The 20,297-nt window shown below is 67.4% G+C and carries 19 protein-coding genes and 4 tRNA genes; 10 read left to right on the forward strand and 13 right to left on the reverse strand.

The window, feature by feature from the left end:
• Positions 1 to 45 precede the first annotated feature (45 nt).
• From H0B43_RS24345 to H0B43_RS24355, 3 genes are all read right to left on the reverse strand, one after another.
• On the reverse strand, positions 46 to 2,091 hold the full coding sequence (locus H0B43_RS24345; RefSeq protein WP_185725603.1) for an LCP family protein: 2,046 nt from the start codon (positions 2,089 to 2,091) through the stop codon (positions 46 to 48).
• 119 nt (positions 2,092 to 2,210) lie between these two features.
• Positions 2,211 to 3,353, reverse strand: coding sequence for a tRNA dihydrouridine synthase DusB (dusB, locus tag H0B43_RS24350; RefSeq protein ID WP_185725602.1), 1,143 nt, complete (start codon positions 3,351 to 3,353; stop codon positions 2,211 to 2,213).
• Between the two features lie 81 nt (positions 3,354 to 3,434).
• Complete coding sequence (locus tag H0B43_RS24355; protein ID WP_185725601.1) at positions 3,435 to 4,391, reverse strand: acyl-ACP desaturase; 957 nt, start codon at positions 4,389 to 4,391, stop codon at positions 3,435 to 3,437.
• A gap of 427 nt (positions 4,392 to 4,818) precedes the next feature.
• Between H0B43_RS24355 and H0B43_RS24360 the strand changes: the two genes are divergently transcribed.
• The 3 genes from H0B43_RS24360 to H0B43_RS24370 are packed head-to-tail and all read left to right on the forward strand — an operon-like array spanning position 4,819 to position 7,153.
• Positions 4,819 to 6,060 (forward strand): MFS transporter, encoded by a 1,242-nt coding sequence (locus tag H0B43_RS24360; RefSeq protein WP_185725600.1) that lies wholly within the window; start codon positions 4,819 to 4,821, stop codon positions 6,058 to 6,060.
• Between the two features lie 50 nt (positions 6,061 to 6,110).
• Entirely contained in the window at positions 6,111 to 6,551 is a 441-nt protein-coding gene (locus tag H0B43_RS24365; RefSeq protein WP_185725599.1) for an MmcQ/YjbR family DNA-binding protein, read from the forward strand.
• Positions 6,548 to 7,153 carry a hypothetical protein gene (locus H0B43_RS24370; protein ID WP_185725598.1) on the forward strand — a complete coding sequence of 202 codons (606 nt, stop codon included), beginning with the start codon at positions 6,548 to 6,550 and terminating at the stop codon, positions 7,151 to 7,153. Before H0B43_RS24365 ends, H0B43_RS24370 begins: the two co-directional genes overlap by 4 nt.
• A 6-nt stretch (positions 7,154 to 7,159) precedes the next feature.
• Here H0B43_RS24370 and H0B43_RS24375 read toward each other — a convergent pair whose 3' ends face one another.
• Positions 7,160 to 8,248 carry an NAD(P)-dependent alcohol dehydrogenase gene (locus H0B43_RS24375; protein ID WP_185725597.1) on the reverse strand — a complete coding sequence of 363 codons (1,089 nt, stop codon included), beginning with the start codon at positions 8,246 to 8,248 and terminating at the stop codon, positions 7,160 to 7,162.
• A gap of 49 nt (positions 8,249 to 8,297) precedes the next feature.
• Complete coding sequence (locus tag H0B43_RS24380; RefSeq protein WP_185725596.1) at positions 8,298 to 8,771, reverse strand: DUF4334 domain-containing protein; 474 nt, start codon at positions 8,769 to 8,771, stop codon at positions 8,298 to 8,300.
• 126 nt (positions 8,772 to 8,897) lie between these two features.
• Here H0B43_RS24380 and H0B43_RS24385 point away from each other — a divergent pair, with 126 nt between their 5' ends.
• Positions 8,898 to 9,488, forward strand: coding sequence for a TetR/AcrR family transcriptional regulator (locus H0B43_RS24385; protein ID WP_185725595.1), 591 nt, complete (start codon positions 8,898 to 8,900; stop codon positions 9,486 to 9,488).
• Between the two features lie 48 nt (positions 9,489 to 9,536).
• Here the strand turns inward: H0B43_RS24385 and H0B43_RS24390 are convergent.
• Positions 9,537 to 9,609 (reverse strand) — tRNA-Lys (locus H0B43_RS24390).
• Between the two features lie 328 nt (positions 9,610 to 9,937).
• Between H0B43_RS24390 and H0B43_RS24395 the strand changes: the two genes are divergently transcribed.
• The 5 genes from H0B43_RS24395 (at position 9,938) to H0B43_RS24415 (ending at position 11,894) form a co-directional block, all read left to right on the forward strand.
• A complete protein-coding gene (locus H0B43_RS24395) occupies positions 9,938 to 10,594 on the forward strand; it encodes a TetR/AcrR family transcriptional regulator (RefSeq protein WP_185725594.1) in 657 nt (218 codons plus the stop codon).
• A 99-nt stretch (positions 10,595 to 10,693) separates the two neighbouring features.
• Positions 10,694 to 10,766: transfer RNA gene (locus H0B43_RS24400), tRNA-Glu, on the forward strand.
• A 96-nt stretch (positions 10,767 to 10,862) separates the two neighbouring features.
• Positions 10,863 to 10,936, forward strand: a tRNA-Asp gene (locus tag H0B43_RS24405).
• A gap of 66 nt (positions 10,937 to 11,002) precedes the next feature.
• A tRNA-Phe gene (locus H0B43_RS24410) sits at positions 11,003 to 11,079 on the forward strand.
• A gap of 161 nt (positions 11,080 to 11,240) precedes the next feature.
• Positions 11,241 to 11,894 (forward strand): TetR family transcriptional regulator, encoded by a 654-nt coding sequence (locus H0B43_RS24415; protein WP_128970053.1) that lies wholly within the window; start codon positions 11,241 to 11,243, stop codon positions 11,892 to 11,894.
• Between the two features lie 4 nt (positions 11,895 to 11,898).
• On the opposite strand, the gene H0B43_RS24420 is transcribed toward H0B43_RS24415, so the two are convergent.
• From H0B43_RS24420 to H0B43_RS24450, 7 genes are all read right to left on the reverse strand, one after another.
• Complete coding sequence (locus H0B43_RS24420; protein ID WP_185725593.1) at positions 11,899 to 12,639, reverse strand: ABC transporter ATP-binding protein; 741 nt, start codon at positions 12,637 to 12,639, stop codon at positions 11,899 to 11,901.
• Complete coding sequence (locus H0B43_RS24425) at positions 12,639 to 14,450, reverse strand: ABC transporter permease subunit (RefSeq protein ID WP_185725592.1); 1,812 nt, start codon at positions 14,448 to 14,450, stop codon at positions 12,639 to 12,641. The genes H0B43_RS24420 and H0B43_RS24425 overlap by 1 nt, the downstream gene beginning before the upstream one ends.
• Positions 14,451 to 14,453: 3 nt before the next feature.
• Positions 14,454 to 15,311 (reverse strand): branched-chain amino acid ABC transporter permease, encoded by an 858-nt coding sequence (locus H0B43_RS24430; RefSeq protein ID WP_185725591.1) that lies wholly within the window; start codon positions 15,309 to 15,311, stop codon positions 14,454 to 14,456.
• A gap of 23 nt (positions 15,312 to 15,334) precedes the next feature.
• Positions 15,335 to 16,549, reverse strand: a complete 1,215-nt coding sequence (locus H0B43_RS24435) for an ABC transporter substrate-binding protein (RefSeq protein ID WP_185725590.1) — start codon at positions 16,547 to 16,549, stop codon at positions 15,335 to 15,337.
• A 115-nt stretch (positions 16,550 to 16,664) separates the two neighbouring features.
• Positions 16,665 to 17,492 (reverse strand): SDR family NAD(P)-dependent oxidoreductase, encoded by an 828-nt coding sequence (locus tag H0B43_RS24440; protein ID WP_185725589.1) that lies wholly within the window; start codon positions 17,490 to 17,492, stop codon positions 16,665 to 16,667.
• Between the two features lie 62 nt (positions 17,493 to 17,554).
• Positions 17,555 to 18,613, reverse strand: coding sequence for a YbhN family protein (locus H0B43_RS24445; protein ID WP_185725588.1), 1,059 nt, complete (start codon positions 18,611 to 18,613; stop codon positions 17,555 to 17,557).
• Positions 18,614 to 18,639: 26 nt separating this feature from the next.
• Positions 18,640 to 19,422, reverse strand: a complete 783-nt coding sequence (locus H0B43_RS24450) for an SDR family NAD(P)-dependent oxidoreductase (protein ID WP_185725587.1) — start codon at positions 19,420 to 19,422, stop codon at positions 18,640 to 18,642.
• Between the two features lie 136 nt (positions 19,423 to 19,558).
• Between H0B43_RS24450 and H0B43_RS24455 the strand changes: the two genes are divergently transcribed.
• A complete protein-coding gene (locus H0B43_RS24455; protein ID WP_185725586.1) occupies positions 19,559 to 20,296 on the forward strand; it encodes a VIT family protein in 738 nt (245 codons plus the stop codon).
• Position 20,297 lies beyond the last annotated feature (1 nt).

Here is a 20,297-nt window from a genome sequence, read left to right on the forward strand (position 1 = left end):
GATCACACGGTGAACGCGGGGTGAACGGCGGTGCTGATCGGACGCTCAGTCGCAGGAGGTGTCGCCGGCATTGACCACGGCCAGGTCGGCGGGTATTTCCACGTTCTCCGGCTCGCCGACCCGAACGTTCGACATGTCGAGCGGAGTGTCGATCGGGCTCGGCGTGTGCACGGTGCCGGAGAAGCTCGAACCGAGGGCGACCTCGACGACCGTCCCGAGTCCGGTGGTCGACTCGAGCGCCGCGCCCGGGAACGACGACGCGAGGGTGGCGGCCTCGGCCTCGTGGCCGGCGGAGAACCGGATGACGGTCTCGCTGCTGGTGCCCGTGTAGTTGCCGACGTTGTAGATCTGGAAGCCTTCGGCGGCCAACGAGTCGGCGGCGGTCGCCGCCAGACCCGACTCACCAGAGGCGTTCGACACCTGGACGGTGACGCTGGACGGGTCGACGGCCTGGACCGTCGGCGGCGTGGGCGCGGCCTGGGGTTCGGGGGCCGACGACGGCAGCGGTTCCGCACGCTTCTCGCCGGGCAGCGCGTCGTCGTCGATGATGGCGCGGAAGATGGCCTTGATGTCGTCGGTGCGGGGGATCTCGTTGCCCCACTCGGTAGTGCCTGCGGTGGGCACGGTGAGGAACGTGACCGCGCCGGCGTCGACGTTCTGGAGGGAACGGCCGAGCGTGACCAGCGACTTCGTGTCGATGTTCTCGACGAACGTGTCGCGGGTGAAGGCGTTGATGAAGCCGTTCAGCTTGCCGGGATTGAGCAGCACCTGACTGGACAGGGCGCCCCGCAGCAGGGCGGAGAGGAATCGCTGCTGACGGTTGATGCGCCCGTAGTCGCCGTTGCCCTCCGCCTCGACGTGTCTGGCGCGGACGAAATTCAGTGCGGTCTTCCCGTCGAGCATCTGGGTGCCCGGCCGCGGTAGCACGGTGCCGAGCACGTCGTCCTCGAGCGGCTGCGTGGTACAGACCTTGACCCCGCCGATCTCGTTGACCATCGACTCGAAACCGGCGAAGTCCATGCCGACGAAGTGGCCGATCTTCAGGCCCGACATCTTCTGGATCACCTTCACCAGGCATTTCGGTCCGCCGAGCGCGTAGGTGGCATTCAGTTTGTCGCCGTCGGCGGCGGGATACGTCTCATCGGTGTAGCTGCCGCTGTCGTTGTCCCAGCCCTGACAGACCGGCCGCTCGACGTCGAGGTCGCGGGGGAAGGACACCGCGACCACCCGGCTCCGGTCGGCGGGGATGTTGACGAGCATCACGGTGTCGGCGCGAGACCCCTCGGCATCGTCGATGGTGCCCGCGCCCACCTCGCCGCTCGCTCCGGCGCGGGTGTCGGTGCCGACGATCAGATAGGTCTCGTCACCGGTCTGCCCGACGGCGTCGACGATGTCGGTCGACTCCGTGTCGAGGGCCGCGATCTGGTCGAACTTGCCTTCGGTGGAGCGGAGATACCCCCACACGATGCCGGTGCCGGCGAGCGCGATGACCGCCACGAGGGCGACGACGGCACGTCCGGCCGCACGGAGTCGCTTCCGTTTCCGGGTCTTGCTCAGGGCCAGGCGGGTGACAGCCGGGTTGCCGACCACCTGCGGTGCGGCGGTGGTCTCGGCGGAATCCGCGACCCACTCGGGCTCGGGAGCACTCGGCGGCGGTTCCGGCGGGGGAGGTGTAGCGGTGGTCTTGCGCGGAGGAACCCCGGGAGGCGGCGGCTGCCGCTCGTCGATCGGGGGGATGGTCTCCGTCTTGTCCGGATCGTCCGGCCTGTTCGGCTCGTCTCCGGAGACCTTCTTCACGAGGTCTGCCACGGAAAGAGCTTCGGTGGGACCGCCCGCGGCGCGGCGACCGATCCGGCCGCTGTCGTGGCGGGACGATTCGGTGCGTTCTACCTGTGCGCGGCGCTCGGGTGGCGCCGGCGGTTCGGAAGGCCGGCGATCGACCGAGGGATCCCGCTCGGGAGGGGACTGGTGCCGCGGGAGCCGCCGCGGCCGTCCAGACTGGGCCTCCCGGTAGCTCCGGTCGGCGAGGGGGCGCTCCCAGGGAGCCCGGGATTCGGGAGTCGGTGAGTCCGCACTGTGATCATCACCCACCGATGCAACCTGACCTCTCCGCCGACTCGGACCTCCGTCGGCCCCGACGGATTCCAGCCATAGTACTTATCGAACGCCGGGGCTCCGCATATGTAGCGAGGTGACGCGCGTTCGTGCTGCTAACCACCGGAATGCATGAGGTCGGCGCCGGCGGGCACGAGGCAGTCTTCGGGGTCGTCGAGCCAGCCCTCGGGGAGCGCGACCGTACCGGGTGATCCCTGCCGTCCGCGCGGTCCCTCGGCGTCCTTCGGGAACGGGATGGCGGGATCGAGCTGGACGAGGAGATCGTCCAGTTCGGTGAGGGTGCTCACGAGGGCCATCGCGACCCGCAGTTCCGACCCGGCGGGGAAGCCCCGCAGGTACCAGGAAACGTGCTTGCGCAGTTCGCGCAGACCCTTGTCCTCGCCGTGATGATCGGCGAGGAGTTCCGCGTGGCGGCGAATGATGGTGGCCACCTCGCCGAGGGTGGGCGGAGTGGGCTGCGGGTTCCCGTTCAGCGCCGCGCTCAGCTCGGCGAACAGCCACGGCCTGCCCAGGCATCCACGGCCGACGACGACGCCGTCGCATCCGGTCTGCTCCATCATCCGGGCGGCGTCCTCGGCGGCGAAGATGTCGCCGTTTCCGAGGACGGGCACGTCCGTCACGTGTTCCTTGAGGCGGGCGATCTCGTTCCAGTCGGCGGTGCCGGAGTACCGCTGCGAGGCGGTACGCGCGTGCAGTGCGACCGCGGCGGCGCCCTCGCCGGCAGCGATCCGGCCGGCGTCGAGATGCGTGTGGTGCTCGGCGTCGATGCCGACACGGAACTTGACGGTCACCGGGACGTCGGTGCCCTCGGTCGCCTTCACCGCCGCCGCGACGATCCGGCCGAACAGGGTGCGCTTGTACGGCAGGGCGGCACCACCACCCTTGCGGGTGACCTTGGGAACCGGGCAGCCGAAGTTCATGTCGATGTGGTCGGCCATGTTCTCGTCCACGATCATCTTGGCCGCGGCGTATGTGGTGTCGGGATCGACGGTGTACAGCTGCAGCGAGCGCGGTGTCTCGGTCGGGCCGAACGTCGTCATGTGCAGGGTCGCGGGCTGCCGCTCCACCAGGGCGCGTGCCGTCACCATCTCGCAGACGTACAGGCCGGACGTGCTGCCGGCGCGCTCCGTCTCGAGCTCACGGCACAGCGTGCGGAACGCGACGTTGGTGATGCCGGCCATGGGGGCCAGGACCACCGGACTGCGCAGTTCGAGCGATCCGATTCGAAGGGATGACATTGACGACCTCTGGGAAAGTGCTGGATTCAAAACTGTGCCCGGTACCGAATCCGGTACCGGGCACAGGATAACTGTTTTGCGCTACGAAGCTTTCTGCTCGCGCTTCTTGGCCTCACGGGCCAGCATGCGGTCGCGCTGCTCCTCGAACTTGGTGGCCTGGCCCTCGAGGTTCTCGAGGAACTTGCCGAGGCTCTCGCGGAGTTCTTCGCCGCGGGCGGTGAAGTCGTTTCGCTCGAAGATGTTCCACTTGCGCAGAACGGGCATCACGACCTCTTCGAGGTGCTGGCGGAGGTCGTAGATGCCGTGCTTGGCCATGAGCACGCCGTTGCGCCGGAAGTTCGGCATGCCGGCGCCCGGCATCTGGAAGTTCTGGACGATCAGGTTGATGGCCTCGAGCGCCTGGTCGGGCGCGAGGTCGAGGGCCGCGCCGCACATATTGCGGTAGAAGATCATGTGCAGGTTCTCGTCGGCGGCGATGCGCTGCAGCATCTTGTCGGCGATCGGTTCCTTGCACGCCTTACCGGTGTTGCGGTGGCTGACGCGGGTGGCGAGTTCCTGGAACGTGACGTACGCGACGGAGTGGAGGAAGCCGGCGTCGACGTCGGCAGGCGAGGCGAAGCCGTTCGTCATGTGTTCCATGCGGAAGCGTTCGAGCTGGACGGGGTCGACGGCGCGGGTCACGACGAGGTAATCGCGCATCACGATGCCGTGACGGTTCTCCTCGGCGGTCCAGCGGCCGACCCAGGTGCCCCAGGCGCCGTCCTGCGAGAAGTTCTCGGCGATCTCGCGGTGGTACGACGGCAGGTTGTCCTCCGTGAGGAGGTTGGTGATCATCGCGGCCTTGGCGACCTCGTCGAGCTGTGACTGCTCGGGATCCCAATCGGTGCCGCCCATCGCGGCGAAGTTGCGTCCTTCGTCCCACGGAACGTAGTCGTGGGGGTGCCATTCCTTGGCCATGGAGAGGTGGCGGTTGACGTTCTCTTCTGCAACCGGCGACAACTCCTGCAGCAGTTCGAGTTGGGTCAGGTCCCTCGCCATGTGTAATGCCTCCATGTAGCTCATTTTGACTTTGGTCAGCCTACGGCACCGTAAGTAGGTTGGTAAACGCCGTCGGCGGCCCGGAAACCGTCTAAGTTACCGATCCGTAATGAATCGTCCGGGATGTGTCGCCGCGACGCGACGAACCGTTACATGACAGTGTACTGATGTGGTTGCGTGTGCGGTGACCAGCGTAATCATCGCAGGGAGAGATCATCACGACGACGCGCGGACATTTGGGGACGATCACAGATTTGTCGGGTTCCACATATTCTGCGGCCGATCTCGAGTCGTGTCGGGGGTTGCGTGGCTCCATTCCGTCAGGCTGTCAATGTCCTGGGAAATGGTTTCACCCAAGGTGTGAACATCGCCACCCCAGGTTCCCCTCGGCCGCCGCGCACGCCATGCTCATGAGCGGAGGTAATGAATGGGCACTGGTTCGATCAGCGGCACTTCCGCCCGGGTCACCGACCGGGAGGGCGCCCCGATCCCGCACGAACGGGGGTCCCGCGGTTACCGAACCCTCACGCTGTCCCTCTTCGCGGCAGGACTGACGACGTTCGTCTCCATGTACTCGGCGCAGGCCCTGCTGCCGGCGTACGCGGACGGCTTCCACGTATCCCCGGCCGTATCCGCCCTGTCCGTGTCGGTCACCACCGGACTGCTGGCCCTCGCGATCGTCCCGGCCAGCGTGGTGTCCGAGCGGTACGGGCGGACCCGGGTGATGGTGCTGTCCGCGCTGGTGGCGTGCGCCGTGGGTCTGTTGCTGCCGCTGAGCCCGAACATCGGTCTGCTGCTCGCGGGCCGCGCGATCCAGGGCGTCGCGCTCGCGGGGATACCCGCGGTGGCGATGGCGTACCTCGCCGAGGAGGTGCATCCGAAAGACCTCGGCGCGGCGATGGGCCGCTACGTGGCGGGGACGACGATCGGTGGGCTCGTCGGGCGGCTGGTGCCGTCGGCCGTCGTCGACATCGGTTCGTGGCGGTGGGCGATGGAGGTGTCGGCGGTCCTGGCACTGGTGTTCGCCGTCGTGATGATCCGCACGCTGCCCGCGTCGCAGTTCTTCCGTCCCCAGCGTGCGAACCCGAGAACAGTGCTGGCGAATGTGGTTACCCACCTGCGTGATCCGGCGCTGCGGACGTTGTTCGCGCTCGGGTTCATCCTGATGGGCGGTTTCGTCTCGGTCTACAACTTCCTCGGCTTCCGGCTGAGTGCCGCGCCGTTCGGTCTGCCCGAAAGCGTTGTCGGACTCGTATTCCTGCTCTATCTGGCCGGCACCTACACCTCGGCCGCGGCGGGGGCGTTGTCCGACCGGATCGGCCGCCGCCGGGTGCTTCTCGGCGCGGTGGGCACGACCGTGGTCGGGCTCGCGCTCACCGTGCCCGACACGCTCCCGCTCGTGCTCCTCGGAATGGCGCTGTTCACGGGTGGTTTCTTCGGTGCCCACTCGGTGGCGGGCGGATGGGTCGGCAGGCTCGCCACCGAGCATCGGGCGGAGGCATCCGCGCTGTATCTGCTCGCCTACTACCTCGGTTCCAGTGTCGCCGGGGCCGCGGCGGGGGTGGCCTACGCGGCAGCAGGCTGGGTGGGGACCGCGGGCTTCGTCGGGGCGCTGCTGGTGATCGCGATCGTGTTGTCCGTCGTCATGTTCCGCAGCAACGGCGACTGAGCGCAGAGCCGAGCCGCCGCCCCGGACTTCCGACCTCAGTGAATCCCCCGATGTCCGTTATGCCGGTTGCGGTCTGTCGGGGTGCTGCCGACAATCGTCACATGGGCAACAACATGAGCCGCCTGGAGGAGATCGTCGCCGAGTTGCCCGAGGCCGTCCGGGTGGACATCGCCCAGTGGGACGGGCACCCGACGTTCCGGGTGCGGGGGAAGAACTTCGTGTTCTGCGATGTGGAGGCCACCCGGCTGACGGTGAAGCTGACCGTCGACGAGGCCGAAGCGGTGGTCGCCACCGAACCGGATGTCGAGCCCGCGGGATACGGTCTCGGTAGACACGGCTGGGTCGTACTGGACGTCACGGACGCGGACGGGCCTCGGTGGGAGCAGTTGCGTGAGTGGATCACGACGTCGTACACGCTCGTCGCCCCGAAGCGACTGGCGAAGCAGGTGCTGGACGAAGAACCGTTGCCGACGCAGGGAGACCAGTCATGACGACCGACAACAGCGCATCCACCACGACACCCGCGAAGTCGGGGCTGCCGTCGTGGGCGAAGAAGGCCATCGGCATCGCGGTCCTCCTGGTGGTGCTCGTCATCGCCTACTTCATCCTCGCGGCCTACCTTCCGCGGGCATGGGCTCAGAACGTCGGGGGGATGGCAGGCGGCAGCTTCGCCGGCGGAATCCTGTGGGGACTGCTCTTCGGGACCGTCTGCACCCTCCTGCCCCTGCTGCTGTTCCGCTGGGCGTGGCATCTGTTCCGCCGGCGCCGGTTCAAGCCGATGCAGATCGTGTTGCTGATCGTCGGGGTACTGGTGGTGCTGCCCAATCTGCTCACACTCAGTGTGGTGCTCGGCGGCAACAGCGCGGCGCACGCGGGGGAGCGGGTCATGGACGTGGACGCCCCCGGGTTCCGGGGTGCCTCGCTCGCCGGAGCGATCATCGGGGTGGTGCTGTTCCTCGGCATCGCCGGAGTCAGCTTCACCTACCGCAAGCGCGGTGAGGATCTCGCCGAGATGCGGAGAGACGCGAAATCGAAAGACCTGCAGTCCGGTAGCGACGGGCCGCCCGCCGGACCGTCACCGGCGGCGCCCTGAAACAACTCACCACACCAGCACCGGTTTGATGACGGTGCCCGCTTTCTGATCGGCGACGGCACGGTTGATGTCGTCGAATCGATACTCGGTGACGAGACGGTCGAACGGAAACTTTCCTTCCGCGTGCAGTGCCAGCAACTGCGGAACGAATTGCTGCACGGTCGAATCGCCTTCGACGCAGCCGCGCAGGGTCTTGCCGCTCAGCATCAGGTCCTGAACGTTGACGGCCACTTCGCGCTCGCCCAGTCCGACGACCACCGCGCTGCCCCGCGCGCGCAGCGACGACAGTGCCTGCCCGATGACGGCCGCGTTTCCCGTCGTGTCGAGGGTGTGGGTGGCGCCGCCGCCTGTCGCGGCACGGATCTCGGCGACCGGGTCCTGTGTCCCCGGGTCGATCGCTGTCGCACCGAACTCTTCCGCGAGTGCGCGGCGTCCGGGAACCGGATCGACCGCGAGAAGCGTTGCGACACCGATCGACCGGGCCGCGAGCAGCGCGGCGAACCCGACGCTACCGGCGCCGAAGACCACCACGGCCGAATCGCTCTCCGGGCGAAGCACGTTCAACACCGCCCCTGCTCCGGTCTGGAACCCGCACCCGAGCGGGGCCGCGGCGACCAGATCGACGGACCGGTCGACGACCACGAGGTTGTCGGCCGTCGCGAGGACGTGCTCGGCGAAGCTGGACTGGCCGAAGAACGCGGCGCGCACGGGTTCGCCGTGCTGGGTGAGGGTGGCCGACCCGTCCGCGCGGCGGCCCGAACTGTTCAACCGGTGCGCGTTCTCGCAATACGCCGGACCGCCGGTGCGGCACTGACGGCAGTCGCCGCAGTGGCGGTAGCTGAGGATCACGTGGTCGCCGGGTGCCACCCCGGTCACGCGGGATCCGACGTCCACCACGACTCCCGCCCCTTCGTGTCCGAGAACGGCGGGGCCGACGGCTTCGGGGAGTGCCGCCTTGGTGAACAGATCGGTGTGGCACAGGCCGGTGGCGACGATGCGCACCAGCACCTCGTCCTCGCGCGGTGCGTCGAGTCGGACCGTTTCCAGCGTGAACGGAGACTCGGGGCCTCGCGAGACCGCGGCCGTGATCTGCATCGCTGTACCTCGGGTGGCGTGACGTCCGGCCGCCGGCACGGTACGGATCTCAGCCCCTTTCGAGGAGGAAGTAATAGTGCCTGCCTGCGTCGAGGACCAGTGCGGACTTGCCGTTCATGATGCCCATGAGGGTGGAGTCGTCGACCCGCTTGAAATGGTCGAAGATGGGTGCGCCGTCGTAGACCATGGTCGCCGTGACCTCGCCCCGGAACTCGATGTTCCACAGGCTGGCCTCTCCGTTGCCGCTCTCGACATCGGAGAAGAGAGCGCCGTCGGCGTCGCGGCAGATCAGCGGCTTGGCGTCTTCGAGCGAGGTGAACGTCTTCCCGTGCCAGCGGCTCGCGACCAGCTTGTCGTGCAGGCGGTGCCCGGTGGCGAAGTCGTCGCCCTTCCAGGCACCGAGGATGTCCTCGGCTCGGACGGTGTCGAGTGCTGCCCACACGGCGTCGAGGTCGTCGGGGGAGACTCCGCTGTCCCGCCGGCGAAGTTCGTGGAACGTGCTGCGGGCCTGATCGTTGTCCATGGGCGGTCCTCGGGGGTCGGTGCTGACGGGCAGGGTCACACGGATCTTTCCGAACCAAACTGTTCGGCAATTTCGGAGACTACGCCGAACCAGTTGGTTCGGCAACGGGCAATTTAGGATGACGGCATGCGATCAGCGGGAGAAGCCACGCGAGACCGGATCCTCGCCGCGGCCAAGGAGGAATTCGCCCGTTACGGAGTCGCGGGGGCCCGGATCAACCGCATCGCCGAGGCCGCGCGCGCGAGCAAGGACCGCCTGTACGCGTACTTCGAAAGCAAGGAGGCGCTGTTCGCCGCCGTCATCGAGCAATGGATCGCGGAGACGACGGAACAGACGGCGTTGCGGGGCGACGACCTGCCGGGCTACGCGGGCCGGCTGTTCGACGACTACGTGGCGCACCCGGAGAACGCGAGGCTGCAGGAGTGGGCCGACCTCGAGATGCGCGAGCAGATCGCCGACAGCGACGCGCGGATTCGCACACTGCGGCCGAAGGCGGACGAAATCCGACGAGGGCAGCAGGAAGGCCTCATCGATCCGTCGTGGAACCCCGGCGAACTGCTTCTGGTGATCACCGACATCGCCCGCACGCTCGCCACTGCCCGTGGCGGCCGGAAGTCGGAAGGCGGAAGGTCGGTGGAACAGCGCCGGCAGACGGCTGTCGAGGCGGTTCGGCGTCTGGTCCGGGTGCCTGCAGAGGCGGATGCGCCGGGCCGGTAATCGGCGACCATGCCCCTTACCCGGCGTGGTGCCGGGTAAGGGGAGAAGTGCCCCCAGTAGGGCTCGAACCTACGACCTGCGGATTAAAAGTCCGTAGCTCTACCAACTGAGCTATAGGGGCGCGGGGCCAGAGTCTAATGCGCAGACGGTGCCCGGGAAAACAGCACCCCCGCCACGGCGTGGCGCGTGGGAGGTGAGAAGGGTCGGCTCGGGTGCGCACCCCCTGCAGCGCACCCGAGCCGACCAGAATTATACCACTCGGTGTGTTTTCGTAGCGCCCACTTCTTTGACGCTGTAACATTCTTCAGGTGGTTTTAGGTGAGTTTTAATTACTGCAAGACTGCTGTGTTGGTTTTTTCAAAACGGGGATACTGTTATGTATGGCTCCATGCTCGTCCTTGCAGGGCGAGGGGGTGGGGTTACTACATCTCGGAGAGGGATCCACTGCAATGCCACGTCAACAGGAGCGTGCGCGACGCACTCGCGCTGCGCTGGTGGAGTCGGCCGCGATCGAGTTCGCCAAGCGCGGCTATGCAGCAGCGTCGGTCAACACGATCCTCGAAGGCTCGAACGCCACCAAAGGGGCGATGTACTTCCATTTCCAGTCGAAGGAAGAGCTCGCCCGGGCCGTCCTCGAGTCCGGCGTCGAGCAGTTCACTGCCCTGACCGACCGGTGGACGCGTCGCACGGACATCGGGCCCTACGAGGCCCTCCACGGCTTCGTGCTCGACCTGGCGAAGCTGTTCCATTCCAGCGTCATCGTTCGTGCCGAGTTCCGGCTGATCGTCGAACCCGAGTTCTATCCGGACGTGCAGTCCGGCGGTTCACAGGTCTGGGGAAGGGCCGCGCACGAGTTCGCCGTCCGCGCTCAACAGGAGGGGCTGCTGCGCGCCGGCGCGGATCCCGAAAAGTTCACCCGGGTCCTGGCGGCGTCGCTCGCCGGCCAGCGGTACATGTCCGACATGACTGCCCTGGAGGGAGACCTCGGCGAGCGGTTCACGGAATCGCTCGAGGTGGTCCTCACTGCCATGGCTTCGCCCGAGTGGCTGGAGAACTTTGCGAGGGACGGGTGGCCCGATTCCGGCTCAGAACTGCCCGATTCGTAGCCTGACCTGGCGATTTGGGAAATTCTCGATCCGTGTCCTAAGCTATCCAAGCTCCCAACGGAACGCCGTTGGAGGTACTGGTTCGGAGAAATCCGGCGGGCCCCCTTCGTCTAGCGGCCTAGGACGCCGCCCTTTCAAGGCGGTAGCGCGGGTTCGAATCCCGTAGGGGGTACGTTTGACCGGTGTCGAGCGTGCGGTATGGTTCGACGGCAGTAAAAAGTGACACGCAGTACCGCTTTACACTTGTAAAGCACAGCAGGACAAGCAAGGCCCTGTGGCGCAGTTGGTTAGCGCGCCGCCCTGTCACGGCGGAGGTCGCGGGTTCGAGTCCCGTCAGGGTCGCAAGTGTGTTGCCAATACCAGGTATTGGCAACACCGTGCGATAGGCATTCGGTTCGGGTGCCGTCCGGCCAGGTAGCTCAGTTGGTACGAGCGTCCGCCTGAAAAGCGGAAGGTCGCCGGTTCGATCCCGGCCCTGGCCACCATAATTCAGGAAACTCCGTTGTCGAAAACGTCGACAGCGGAGTTTTTTCGTCGTTCGCCCACATGAGTGCGAAAGTGTGGCGGAACACACTTTCGCACTCACGTGCGGCCAGGGGTGCCGTCGCGCGACGACGCGGTGGCGGCTGTCGCTAGGCTGACGTCCATGAGCAGTGCTGAAGAGCCGCTGACCGCGGGCCGCGACGGACTGTTGTCGTTGCTTCGCAACGGGCAGCTGCCCTCCCGTGGGGCGAAAGCCCCGCAGCGGGAGCGTTACCAGCGGATCGTCGCCGCGGCGATGGAACTTGCCTCCGAGGGCGGGTACGACGCCGTGCAGATGCGGGCCATCGCCGACCGGGCGGGGGTCGCGCTGGGCACCGTGTACCGCTATTTCCCGTCGAAGAACCACATGCTGGTGATGGGGCTGCTGATGGTGTTCGAGGGAATGCGGTCCCGGTTCGAGGACGTCGCGATCCCCGGTGACACACCGTCCGAGCGGATCCTCTTCGTCCTGCGGAAGAACACGGAAGTCCTCGAGAAGGACCGGCCGCGGTACGAGGCCCTGGTCCGCGCGTTCATGTTCGCGGACGCGTCGGCATCGGCCGAACTGGATGCGTTCGGCGCCCTGATGACCGAGATGTTCGCCAAGACCATCGGCGTGGAGCAGATCTCCGACGACCAGTTGAACGCCATCCGCGTAATCGGCGACGTCTGGATGTCGAGCCTGGTGTCCTGGGTGGCCGGCCGCATCTCGGTCGACGAGGTGATGGCCCACCTCGGGCTGGCGGTCCGGCTCGTCTTCCGGCGCCTCGGCGGGTAGCTCGTCAGCCGCCTACGCGCCCGAAATACGCGTCGCGCAGCACGGCCCGGTCGTCGATCTCGCCGGCATCCGCATCCATGACGACGCGTCCGACGTCGAGAACCGTGACGTGATCGGCCACGCTCATCGCCGCGTCGACTGCCTGCTCGACGAGGAGCACCGCCAACCCGGTCTCCTTGAGTGCCGTCACGCGTTCCATCACCTCGTTGACGATCACGGGTGCGAGGCCGCCGGACGGCTCGTCGAGCAGCAGCAGGGTGGGTTTCGCCATCAACGCCTGCCCGATCGCCAGCATCTGCTGCTGCCCGCCGGACATGGCGCCCGCGAGGAGGCCACGCTTCCGGCCGAGGACGGGGAACAGCTCGTAGATTCTGTCCACCTCCTCGCGCAGGGCCGGCCGCCGCATCGTGCGCACATACCCGCCGAGGATCAGGTTCTGTTCCACGGTCAGCCGGTGGAACACGCGCTTTCCCTCCTGCACGTAGGCCATTCCCTGTCGAACGCGCCGGTGCGGCGCGACCTTCGAGATGTCGCGGCCGTCGAACTGCAGGGTGCCGGCGGTGATCTTGTTCAGTCCCGAAATGGCTCTCAACGTGCTGGTCTTCCCGGCACCGTTCCGCCCGAGCAGTGCGGTGACCTTCCCGGGCCACACGTCGAGGGACACGTCCCACACCACCCGGAGGTCGCCGTAGCCCGACTGCAGATGCCGCAGGCTCAGGAGGGGCGTCGAAGTCTGCTCGCTCATCAGGTCGCCTCTCCGGCCAGTTCGGTGTCTTCGGCGACTACGCCGAGGTATTCGCTGAGTACGCGCGGGTCGTGTTCGATCTCGGACGGCGGCCCGGCGGCAATCACGCGGCCCTGGGCCAGCACGACGATGGTGTCGGCCAGTGCGAGCACCAGCCGGAAGTTGTGCTCGACCAGCACGATCGTGCAGCCGGCGCGGCCGAGTCGCCGGATCAGGTCGGCGAGGCGCTCCACCTCGTCCTCGTCGAGACCGGACGCCACTTCGTCGAGCAGGAGCAGCCGGGGCCGGGCGACCACCGACCGTGCGACCTCGAGCAGCCTCCTCATCCCCAGCGGCAGAGAGGCAGCCGTCTCGTCGCGCAGATGCGCGAGCCCGACCGTGTCGAGCGCCCGTTCCGCCTCGGCGAGGTCGGCGGCACGGACCTTGCGGTAGCGGGGGAGGCGCAGAACCGTCGACAGCATCGACACCCGGTCGGTGCGGTACCGGCCCGAGGCGACGGCCTCGAGCACCGTGACGCCGTCCGGGATGTCGGGCGTCTGGAACGTTCGTGCCACACCCACTCCGGCGACCCGTTCCGGGGTCATGCCCTGGACTTCTCTGTCACCGACCAGGATTCGTCCGCTGTCGGGACGGTAGAAGCCGCAGATCATGTTCAGCATGGTGGTCTTGCCGGAGCCGTTGGGCCCGATCAGCGCGGTGACGCTCCCGGGTTCCGCCCGGAGGGAGGTGTCGTCGAGCGCCTGGTTGCCGCCGAACGCCTTCGAGATGCCGTCGACGACGAGTGCCTGCCCCCACATCGGTTCCATCGCCGACCGATCAGTGTGTCCGGGGGCTCCACGGGCGGTCAGGCCGGCCTTCCGGTCGAGCCGTGCCGTGACCTGCTTCGCCGCCTTCGCCAGGCCGCCGCTGAGGAGGACGCCCCCGACGATGAGGAATCCGCCGTAGAAGACGAGGGCGTACTGCTGGAATTCGGAGGACTGGTTGGGGCCGAGTTGCATGATCGCCGCGCCGACCACCGCACCGTAGACGCTCGTCGCGCCGCCGAGGATGCACGCCGCCAAAACGGCTGTGGCGAAGGTGAATCCGAACGCCTCCGGTGAGACGTACATGTCGATGTTGGCGAACAGGGCACCGGCGAGCCCGGCGGGGAACGCACCGATCGCGTAGCCGAGAAGCTTCATCCGGAACACCGAGATGCCCACCGAGGAGGCCAGAACCGGGCTCTGCTTCAGTGTGCGGAACGCGATGCCGTGGCGGGAGACGACGAGGTTGCGCACGGCCGCGAACCAGACGATGGCGACGAGGACGACGACCACGTAGAAGCGGTCCGCGTCGATCACGCCACCGAACAGCGTCGCCGGTTGGATCCCGCTGAGACCGTTCCGGCCGCCGGTGACATTCCCGGAGACGGCGATGATGTCCGGGACGAGGAGGACGAGGAAGAACGACGTCATCGCCAGCGACCAACTGCCCAGCCGCAGCCCCGGGATGCCGGTGACGATGCCGACCGCCAGTGCCACGAGGCCCGAGGCAATCAACTGCACCACGATGTCGGTGTACCCCGCGATCGACAACAACCCGGCGGTGTACGCGCCGGCCGCATACATCGCGGCCTGGCCGAGTGCGAGTTCACCCGCATACCCCAGGCTGAGGTTGAGACCGCTGACCACCAGCGCCAGGATGCAGGCGAGTTGCACCTGGCGGGACAGCGCGAAGTCGAGACCGAACTCCGGCAGGAACAGGACGACGAGCCCGATGGTGAGCGGGAAGAGCCAACCCGGAATCGAGCGAATCAGACGCCACACCAGCATTGTTCACACAACCCTTTCCCGGACCCTGCCGAACAAGCCGGCCGGTCGCACCATGAGTATCGCGATCAGCACCACGAAGACCGCGATGTTGCTGTATTGGCTTCCCACTTCGAGCGCGGCGAACGATTCGACGAGCCCGACGGTGACACCGCCGACCAGCGCGCCGGGCAGCGACCCGAATCCGCCGATCGCCAGGGCCACGAAGCCCTTGATGGCCAGCGCCGAACCCAGCGTGGCCACCGCGAAGGTCTTGGGACCGACGAAGAGCCCGAGGAACCCGGCGAGCGCACCCGAGAAGGCGAACGCGCCGAGCGCGAGCGCCCGCACGTTCACGCCGCGGAGCATGGCGGCTTCGCGGTCCTCGGAGATTCCCAGGAGCGCGAGACCGGTCATGGTCCGTTTACCGACGTAGCCGAGGACGATCACCGCGACGACGGCCAGGATCAGCAGCGCCACCTCGACCGGGTAGGCGCGTCCGCCGAGAATCGTGATCGGATCGTTCGACCCGAAGAACGGAACGGTGAGTGGCTCGCTGCCCCAGATGAGCTGTGTCGCACCGTTGATCAACGTCGCCGCCCCGAGCGTGGTGACGAGCTGATTCTGGTGATCGCGTACCGGTCGGACCGCGATGATCTCTTCGAATCCGGCCAGGATCGTGACCGTGACGGTCGCGATTACCGCGACGACGAGCACCGGCAACTCGAGGGTGACCAGTCCGGTGTAGGCGACGAAGGTTCCCACCATCATCAGCTGGGCCTGGGCGAAATTGAAGGTGTGGGACGAGATGAAGACGATGTTGTAGCCGATCGCCACGAGCGTGTAAACCGCGCCCAGGGCGAGACCCGACCAGACTATGGTCACCGGAATCTCCTGTGGTCGAAGTGTCAGGCGCTCGGATTTCCGTACTGGCCGTTGAGGAGTGGGCTCGGCGGCACGAACTTGTACGCTTCGTCGCCCGGCTTCGACGCGTGCGATTCTGCCGTGAAGTGATAGGACGGGGAGAACGCGGTCTCTGCGCTGTCGAGAACGTCCTGGTTCTCGAGGGCTTCGGCGAGGGCTTCGGGATCGGACGAGTCGGACTTGTTCGCTGCGGCGGCGACGAGGGGCAGCGCGTCGTAGTTGTCGGCGAGGATCAACGTCGACGGGATGTCGCCCATCGCCTTCATGTTGTCGACCATCGTGTTGACCGCGGTGTCCCGGGCGTCGTAGACCGTGCTCGACATGACGTGCATGACGAGATTCGCCGTGGCAGGGGTGCCGAGCACACCGTCCGGTGCCGGCTTGGAGACGAGTGACGTTCCCGCGACCGACGTGTTTCCGATGAGCGGGATGTTCCAATCGAGTCGCTGAAGGCTGGTGAGCAGGTATCCGAGGGGTGCGCCGTAGGCATCGACGACCAGCGCCTGGGTGCCGCGGTTCTTCAGCGACTGCAGTTGCGCCGTCATGTCGAGCGCCGCGGAGTCGTATTCCTCGGAACCGGTGCCGGTGACGCCTGCACCGCTCAACGCGTCCTCCATCGCCTGCCCGAAGACCTCACCGTAGGCACTGCTGCTGTGGACGACACCGACGGACTGGTATCCCTTGCCCTTGATGTATCGCGCGATGGTCTCGGCGTTTTCGGCCGGTCCCGACGCCAGGTCGAAGTTCAGCGGGTATTTCTCCGGGTTCGCCGAGTCCTCGGTCGGCCCGATGTTGAAGGACAGGATCTTGTTCTGCGCGAGTATGGGCAGCGTCGCGGTGGTGATGGTCGACGGGCCGGAGTTGAGGAAGAGGTCGGGCTTCTTGCCCGACGCGATCGCCTCCCGCAGTTTCGACACGGCGTTGGTGGCATCGCCCGCGTCGTCGACCACGGTGATCTCCACCTGCCGCCCGCCGACGCCGCCGGCACGGTTGACCGCCTCCGCGCTCGCCTTCGCTGCGAGCACGGATGTCTGGGCATTCGCGGCGAGCGAGCCCTGCGCGCTGATGCCTCCGGTCACGAACACCCGGTACGGACCCCCGGCGGCGTCGGCTTCGGATGCGCCCGACCCGGCGCATCCGGTAACCGCAAGTGCCGTCACGGCGAGCGCCGCAGTGAGAGCCGAGGATCGAATTCGCATGACCGCCCCTTTGACGTGAGAAAAGCAAGCAATTGCTTGGTGCGGCAAAAGGTAGCAGAACTAACGGTTGGTGTCCGTCGAATGTCCCGCTGGGTGGGCGAACTCGGTGGCCGGGTCAGCGGAACGACGGCCGGATCACCGGTTGTCGTCGTTCGAGGATGGTGGCGGTGTGTTGCCGGACCATGCTGTCGAGGTGGTCACCCTGCGGTGCGAGCCAGAAGTCGCCGCGGTCGATGCCCGCGAAGACCATCTCGGCGAAGGTGTCCGCGTCGAGTCCGTCGGTGGTCAGTAGTGCGCGCATCTGCGCGACCATCTGGTCGACGGCCGGATGGGAGACACCGCCGAACGGATTGTCGAAGACGGACGTGACGACGGGGCCCGGTGCGAGCACGCTCGCGGACACCGGGGCGCCGACCATGCTCAGTTCCATCTGCAGGCACTCGGTGATCGCGACGACCGCGAATTTCGAAGCGCTGTACGGCGACATCATCGGACCGGGGGCGAATCCGCCGACGGAAGACGTGTTGACGACGCGACCGGTGCCGCCCTGCTCGATCATCCGGGGAACGAACGCGCGGATCCCGTTGACGACACCCGTCACGTTGACGCCGAGAGCTGCGTCCCAGTCGGATTCGCCGAGTTGCCACAGGAATCCGGCCCGCATGATGCCCGCGTTGTTGAAGAGCAGGTCCACCCGCCCGAACGAGTCGAACGCGAGATCCGCCAGCGCGTCGACGGATCCGGCGTCCGCGACGTCGGTGATGCGGGTGCGCGCGGTCCCGCCGAGGTCGGCGGCCAGACGGTCCAGTGCGTCCCCGTCGATGTCGGACAGCACCAGTCGCATACCGCGAGCGTGTGCGTGCCGGGCGATTCCCGCCCCGATTCCCGAGGCTGCGCCGGTGACGACGACAACCCGATTCTCCTGTGTATCCGGTTCCGTCACGGTTCGACCGTAGGACCGTCGCCGGGCGGTCCGGACGCCTGCTCTCTCTCAGCGGGAGGGAATCACTTGCCGCGATGCCACAGCGGTTCGAGGTCCGGGCCCTCCTCGTCCTGCTGCACACCCCGGAAACGCACTGCGAAGACGATCCAGCCGATGGCGGCCATGAGCAGGAAGCTGACCAGCCGATAGACGACGATCGCGGACACCGCCTCGGAACCGGCCATGCCGCTGGCCGTCAGCGCGGGGACGAGCACGGCGTCCATGACACCGAGCCCTGCGGGCAGGAGCGGTATCGCCGAACGGGCGGCGTTGCCGGCCGCGTATGCGACGGCGAGCCCGGCAAATCCGGGATGAGCGCCGACGGCGTAGCACGCGAACGCGAGACACGACGCGTCGGCGACCCAGTTGAACAGCGACCAGCCGAACGCACGGGCCGTGTCGCGGCGATCCATCCGCACGGCGCTCATCTGGTTCACTATGTGCTTCCACTGCCGAACGCCGGTCAGCGCGGGCTTCTTTCGAAGGGAATTGACCCCGCGCAGCGCTGTGATGCCGACCCCTTCGAGCGCGTCCGGGCGCGACGCCGCGTACTGGGCGACGACGAGGAACGCGCACAGTCCGCCGAACGTGAAGATCAGGGAGAACGGGTTCGTCTTGGCCCCGACGAGCAGCGCGCCCGTCAGGCCGACGAGCGCCAGGCCGATCGCCTGGAGCGCCCCGGCCATCACCAGCTGCCAGGTCGCGACGACGGGCGACGCGCCCCACACTCGCGTCTGCCGGTACGTGAACGTGGTCGCGAGAACCGGCCCGCCCGGCAGCGTCACGCTCATCGAGTTGGACGCGAACGTCACGGCGAGGGACTGCCGCTGCCGGATGTGCACGTCCGCGACGCCCAGCAGGCACCGCTGGACCCGGGCGAAGCTCGACATCGACGCCAGCGACGCCACGACCGCCGCGGCCACCCATCCCCACTGGAGGTCGCCGAGGTTGCGGACGCTCTCGGACAGGTCGGGCCAGATGAGAACGATTTCCACCGTGAGCACCGCGACGAGCAGGCCGCCGATCACCCATGCGACGCGACGCCTGCGGGGCGTCGGGCGAGTGTCTTCGGCGTCAGTCATACGCGTCCATTACACATGGCCGGTGATCAGACCGTGTATCCGCCGTCGACGTCGAGCTTCTGTCCGGTGACGAAACCGGCCCGGTCGCCCGCGAGGAAGCAGACCGCCTCCGCGACGTCGGCTGCGGTGCCGAACCGTCGCAGCGGTATCCGGCTCATGGCGGCGTCCAGCGCGCGCTGGTCGAGTTCCTCGGAGCTGATCAGCCGCTCGGCCATGCCGTCGGTGAGCATGCCGGGCCCCACCGAGTTGAAGCGGACGCCGTAGCGGCCCTCTTCGGCGGCGAAGCCTTTGACGAGTTGTTCGATCGCCCCCTTGGTGCCGGGGGAGAGTCCGTCGCGCACCGGGAAGCGGCTGGTGGCCGCCGTCGTGACGGCGACGACGGAACCGGACGACTCGCGCAGCGCGGGCAGCGCGGCCTTGACGACGGTGAAGAATGCGACCGCCTCCTGTTCGAGGTGCTCGGCGTAATCGCGGGGAGCGATGTCGGACAGGTGGATCATCGGAATGTGCGGACCGGCGGCGTGCACGAGGATCCCGAGGCCGCCGAAGTGCTCGACGGTCTGCTTCACGACGCTCGCGACGCGGGGCTCGTCGGTGAGGTCGGCGGAGAAGGCCTGCGCGGCGACGCCCCGGCCTTCCAGTTCGCCGACGAGGTCCGCGGCGACGTCGGCGTGGGACCGGTAGGTGATGGTGACGTCGTGGCCGAGCGCTGCGAGTTGCCGGGCGACGGCGGATCCGATGCCGCCGGTGCCGCCCGTGACCAGTGCGGCGCAGCGACGTCGGGGGGTGCTGGTGGGGTGTGTCGCCATGAGGGACTCCAAGCGTGTGGGGACGGCGCCCTAACCTAGCAACTGCTTGGTTTCGGTGTGCGGCGAACGGTCCCCAACGGCCGAGCGCAGGCTTGCCTGGCTATCCGACCAGGCCTTTTCGTCTTAGCCTGAACACATGTCAGCTGAGAACGCCGAACGTGCCGAACCCGCACGGCATCCCGGCGAACCGCACACACCCAGCCTGGCGAGCCGCCTCAACTGGCTGCGGGCCGGTGTCCTCGGGGCCAACGACGGAATCGTCTCGACCGCCGGTCTGGTCGTCGGGGTGGCCGCGGCCACGACCGCGCGATCGGCGATTTTCACCGCCGGGTTCGCGGGCCTCGCGGCCGGGGCGGTGTCGATGGCCCTGGGTGAATACGTGTCGGTGAGCACCCAGCGCGACACCGAACGCGCCCTGCTGTCGAAGGAACGTCGCGAACTCGCCGAGACCCCCGACGCCGAGTTCGAGGAACTCGTCGGAATGTACGAGGCGAAGGGTCTGCGGGACGAGACCGCCCGGATGGTGGCCCGGGAACTCACCGATCACGACGCGTTCGCCGCCCACGTGGACATCGAATTGGGCATCGACCCGGACGATCTGACCAACCCGTGGCAGGCCGCGGCGTCGTCGGCGCTGTCGTTCACACTCGGCGCCCTGATTCCGCTGCTCGCCATCCTCTTACCGCCTGTGCACCTGCGTATTCCGGTGGCGTTCGTCGCGGTGCTGGTGGCGTTGGCGCTGACGGGCACCGTCAGCGCCGCTCTCGGCGGTGCCAAGCGCACCCGGGCCGTGCTCCGGGTCGTGCTGGGTGGGGCGCTCGCGATGATCGTCACGTACGGAGTCGGGCAGCTGGTGGGGACGGGCATCTCCTGAC

This window comes from Rhodococcus sp. 4CII (assembly GCF_014256275.1).
Classification (GTDB): domain Bacteria; phylum Actinomycetota; class Actinomycetes; order Mycobacteriales; family Mycobacteriaceae; genus Rhodococcus_F; species Rhodococcus_F wratislaviensis_A.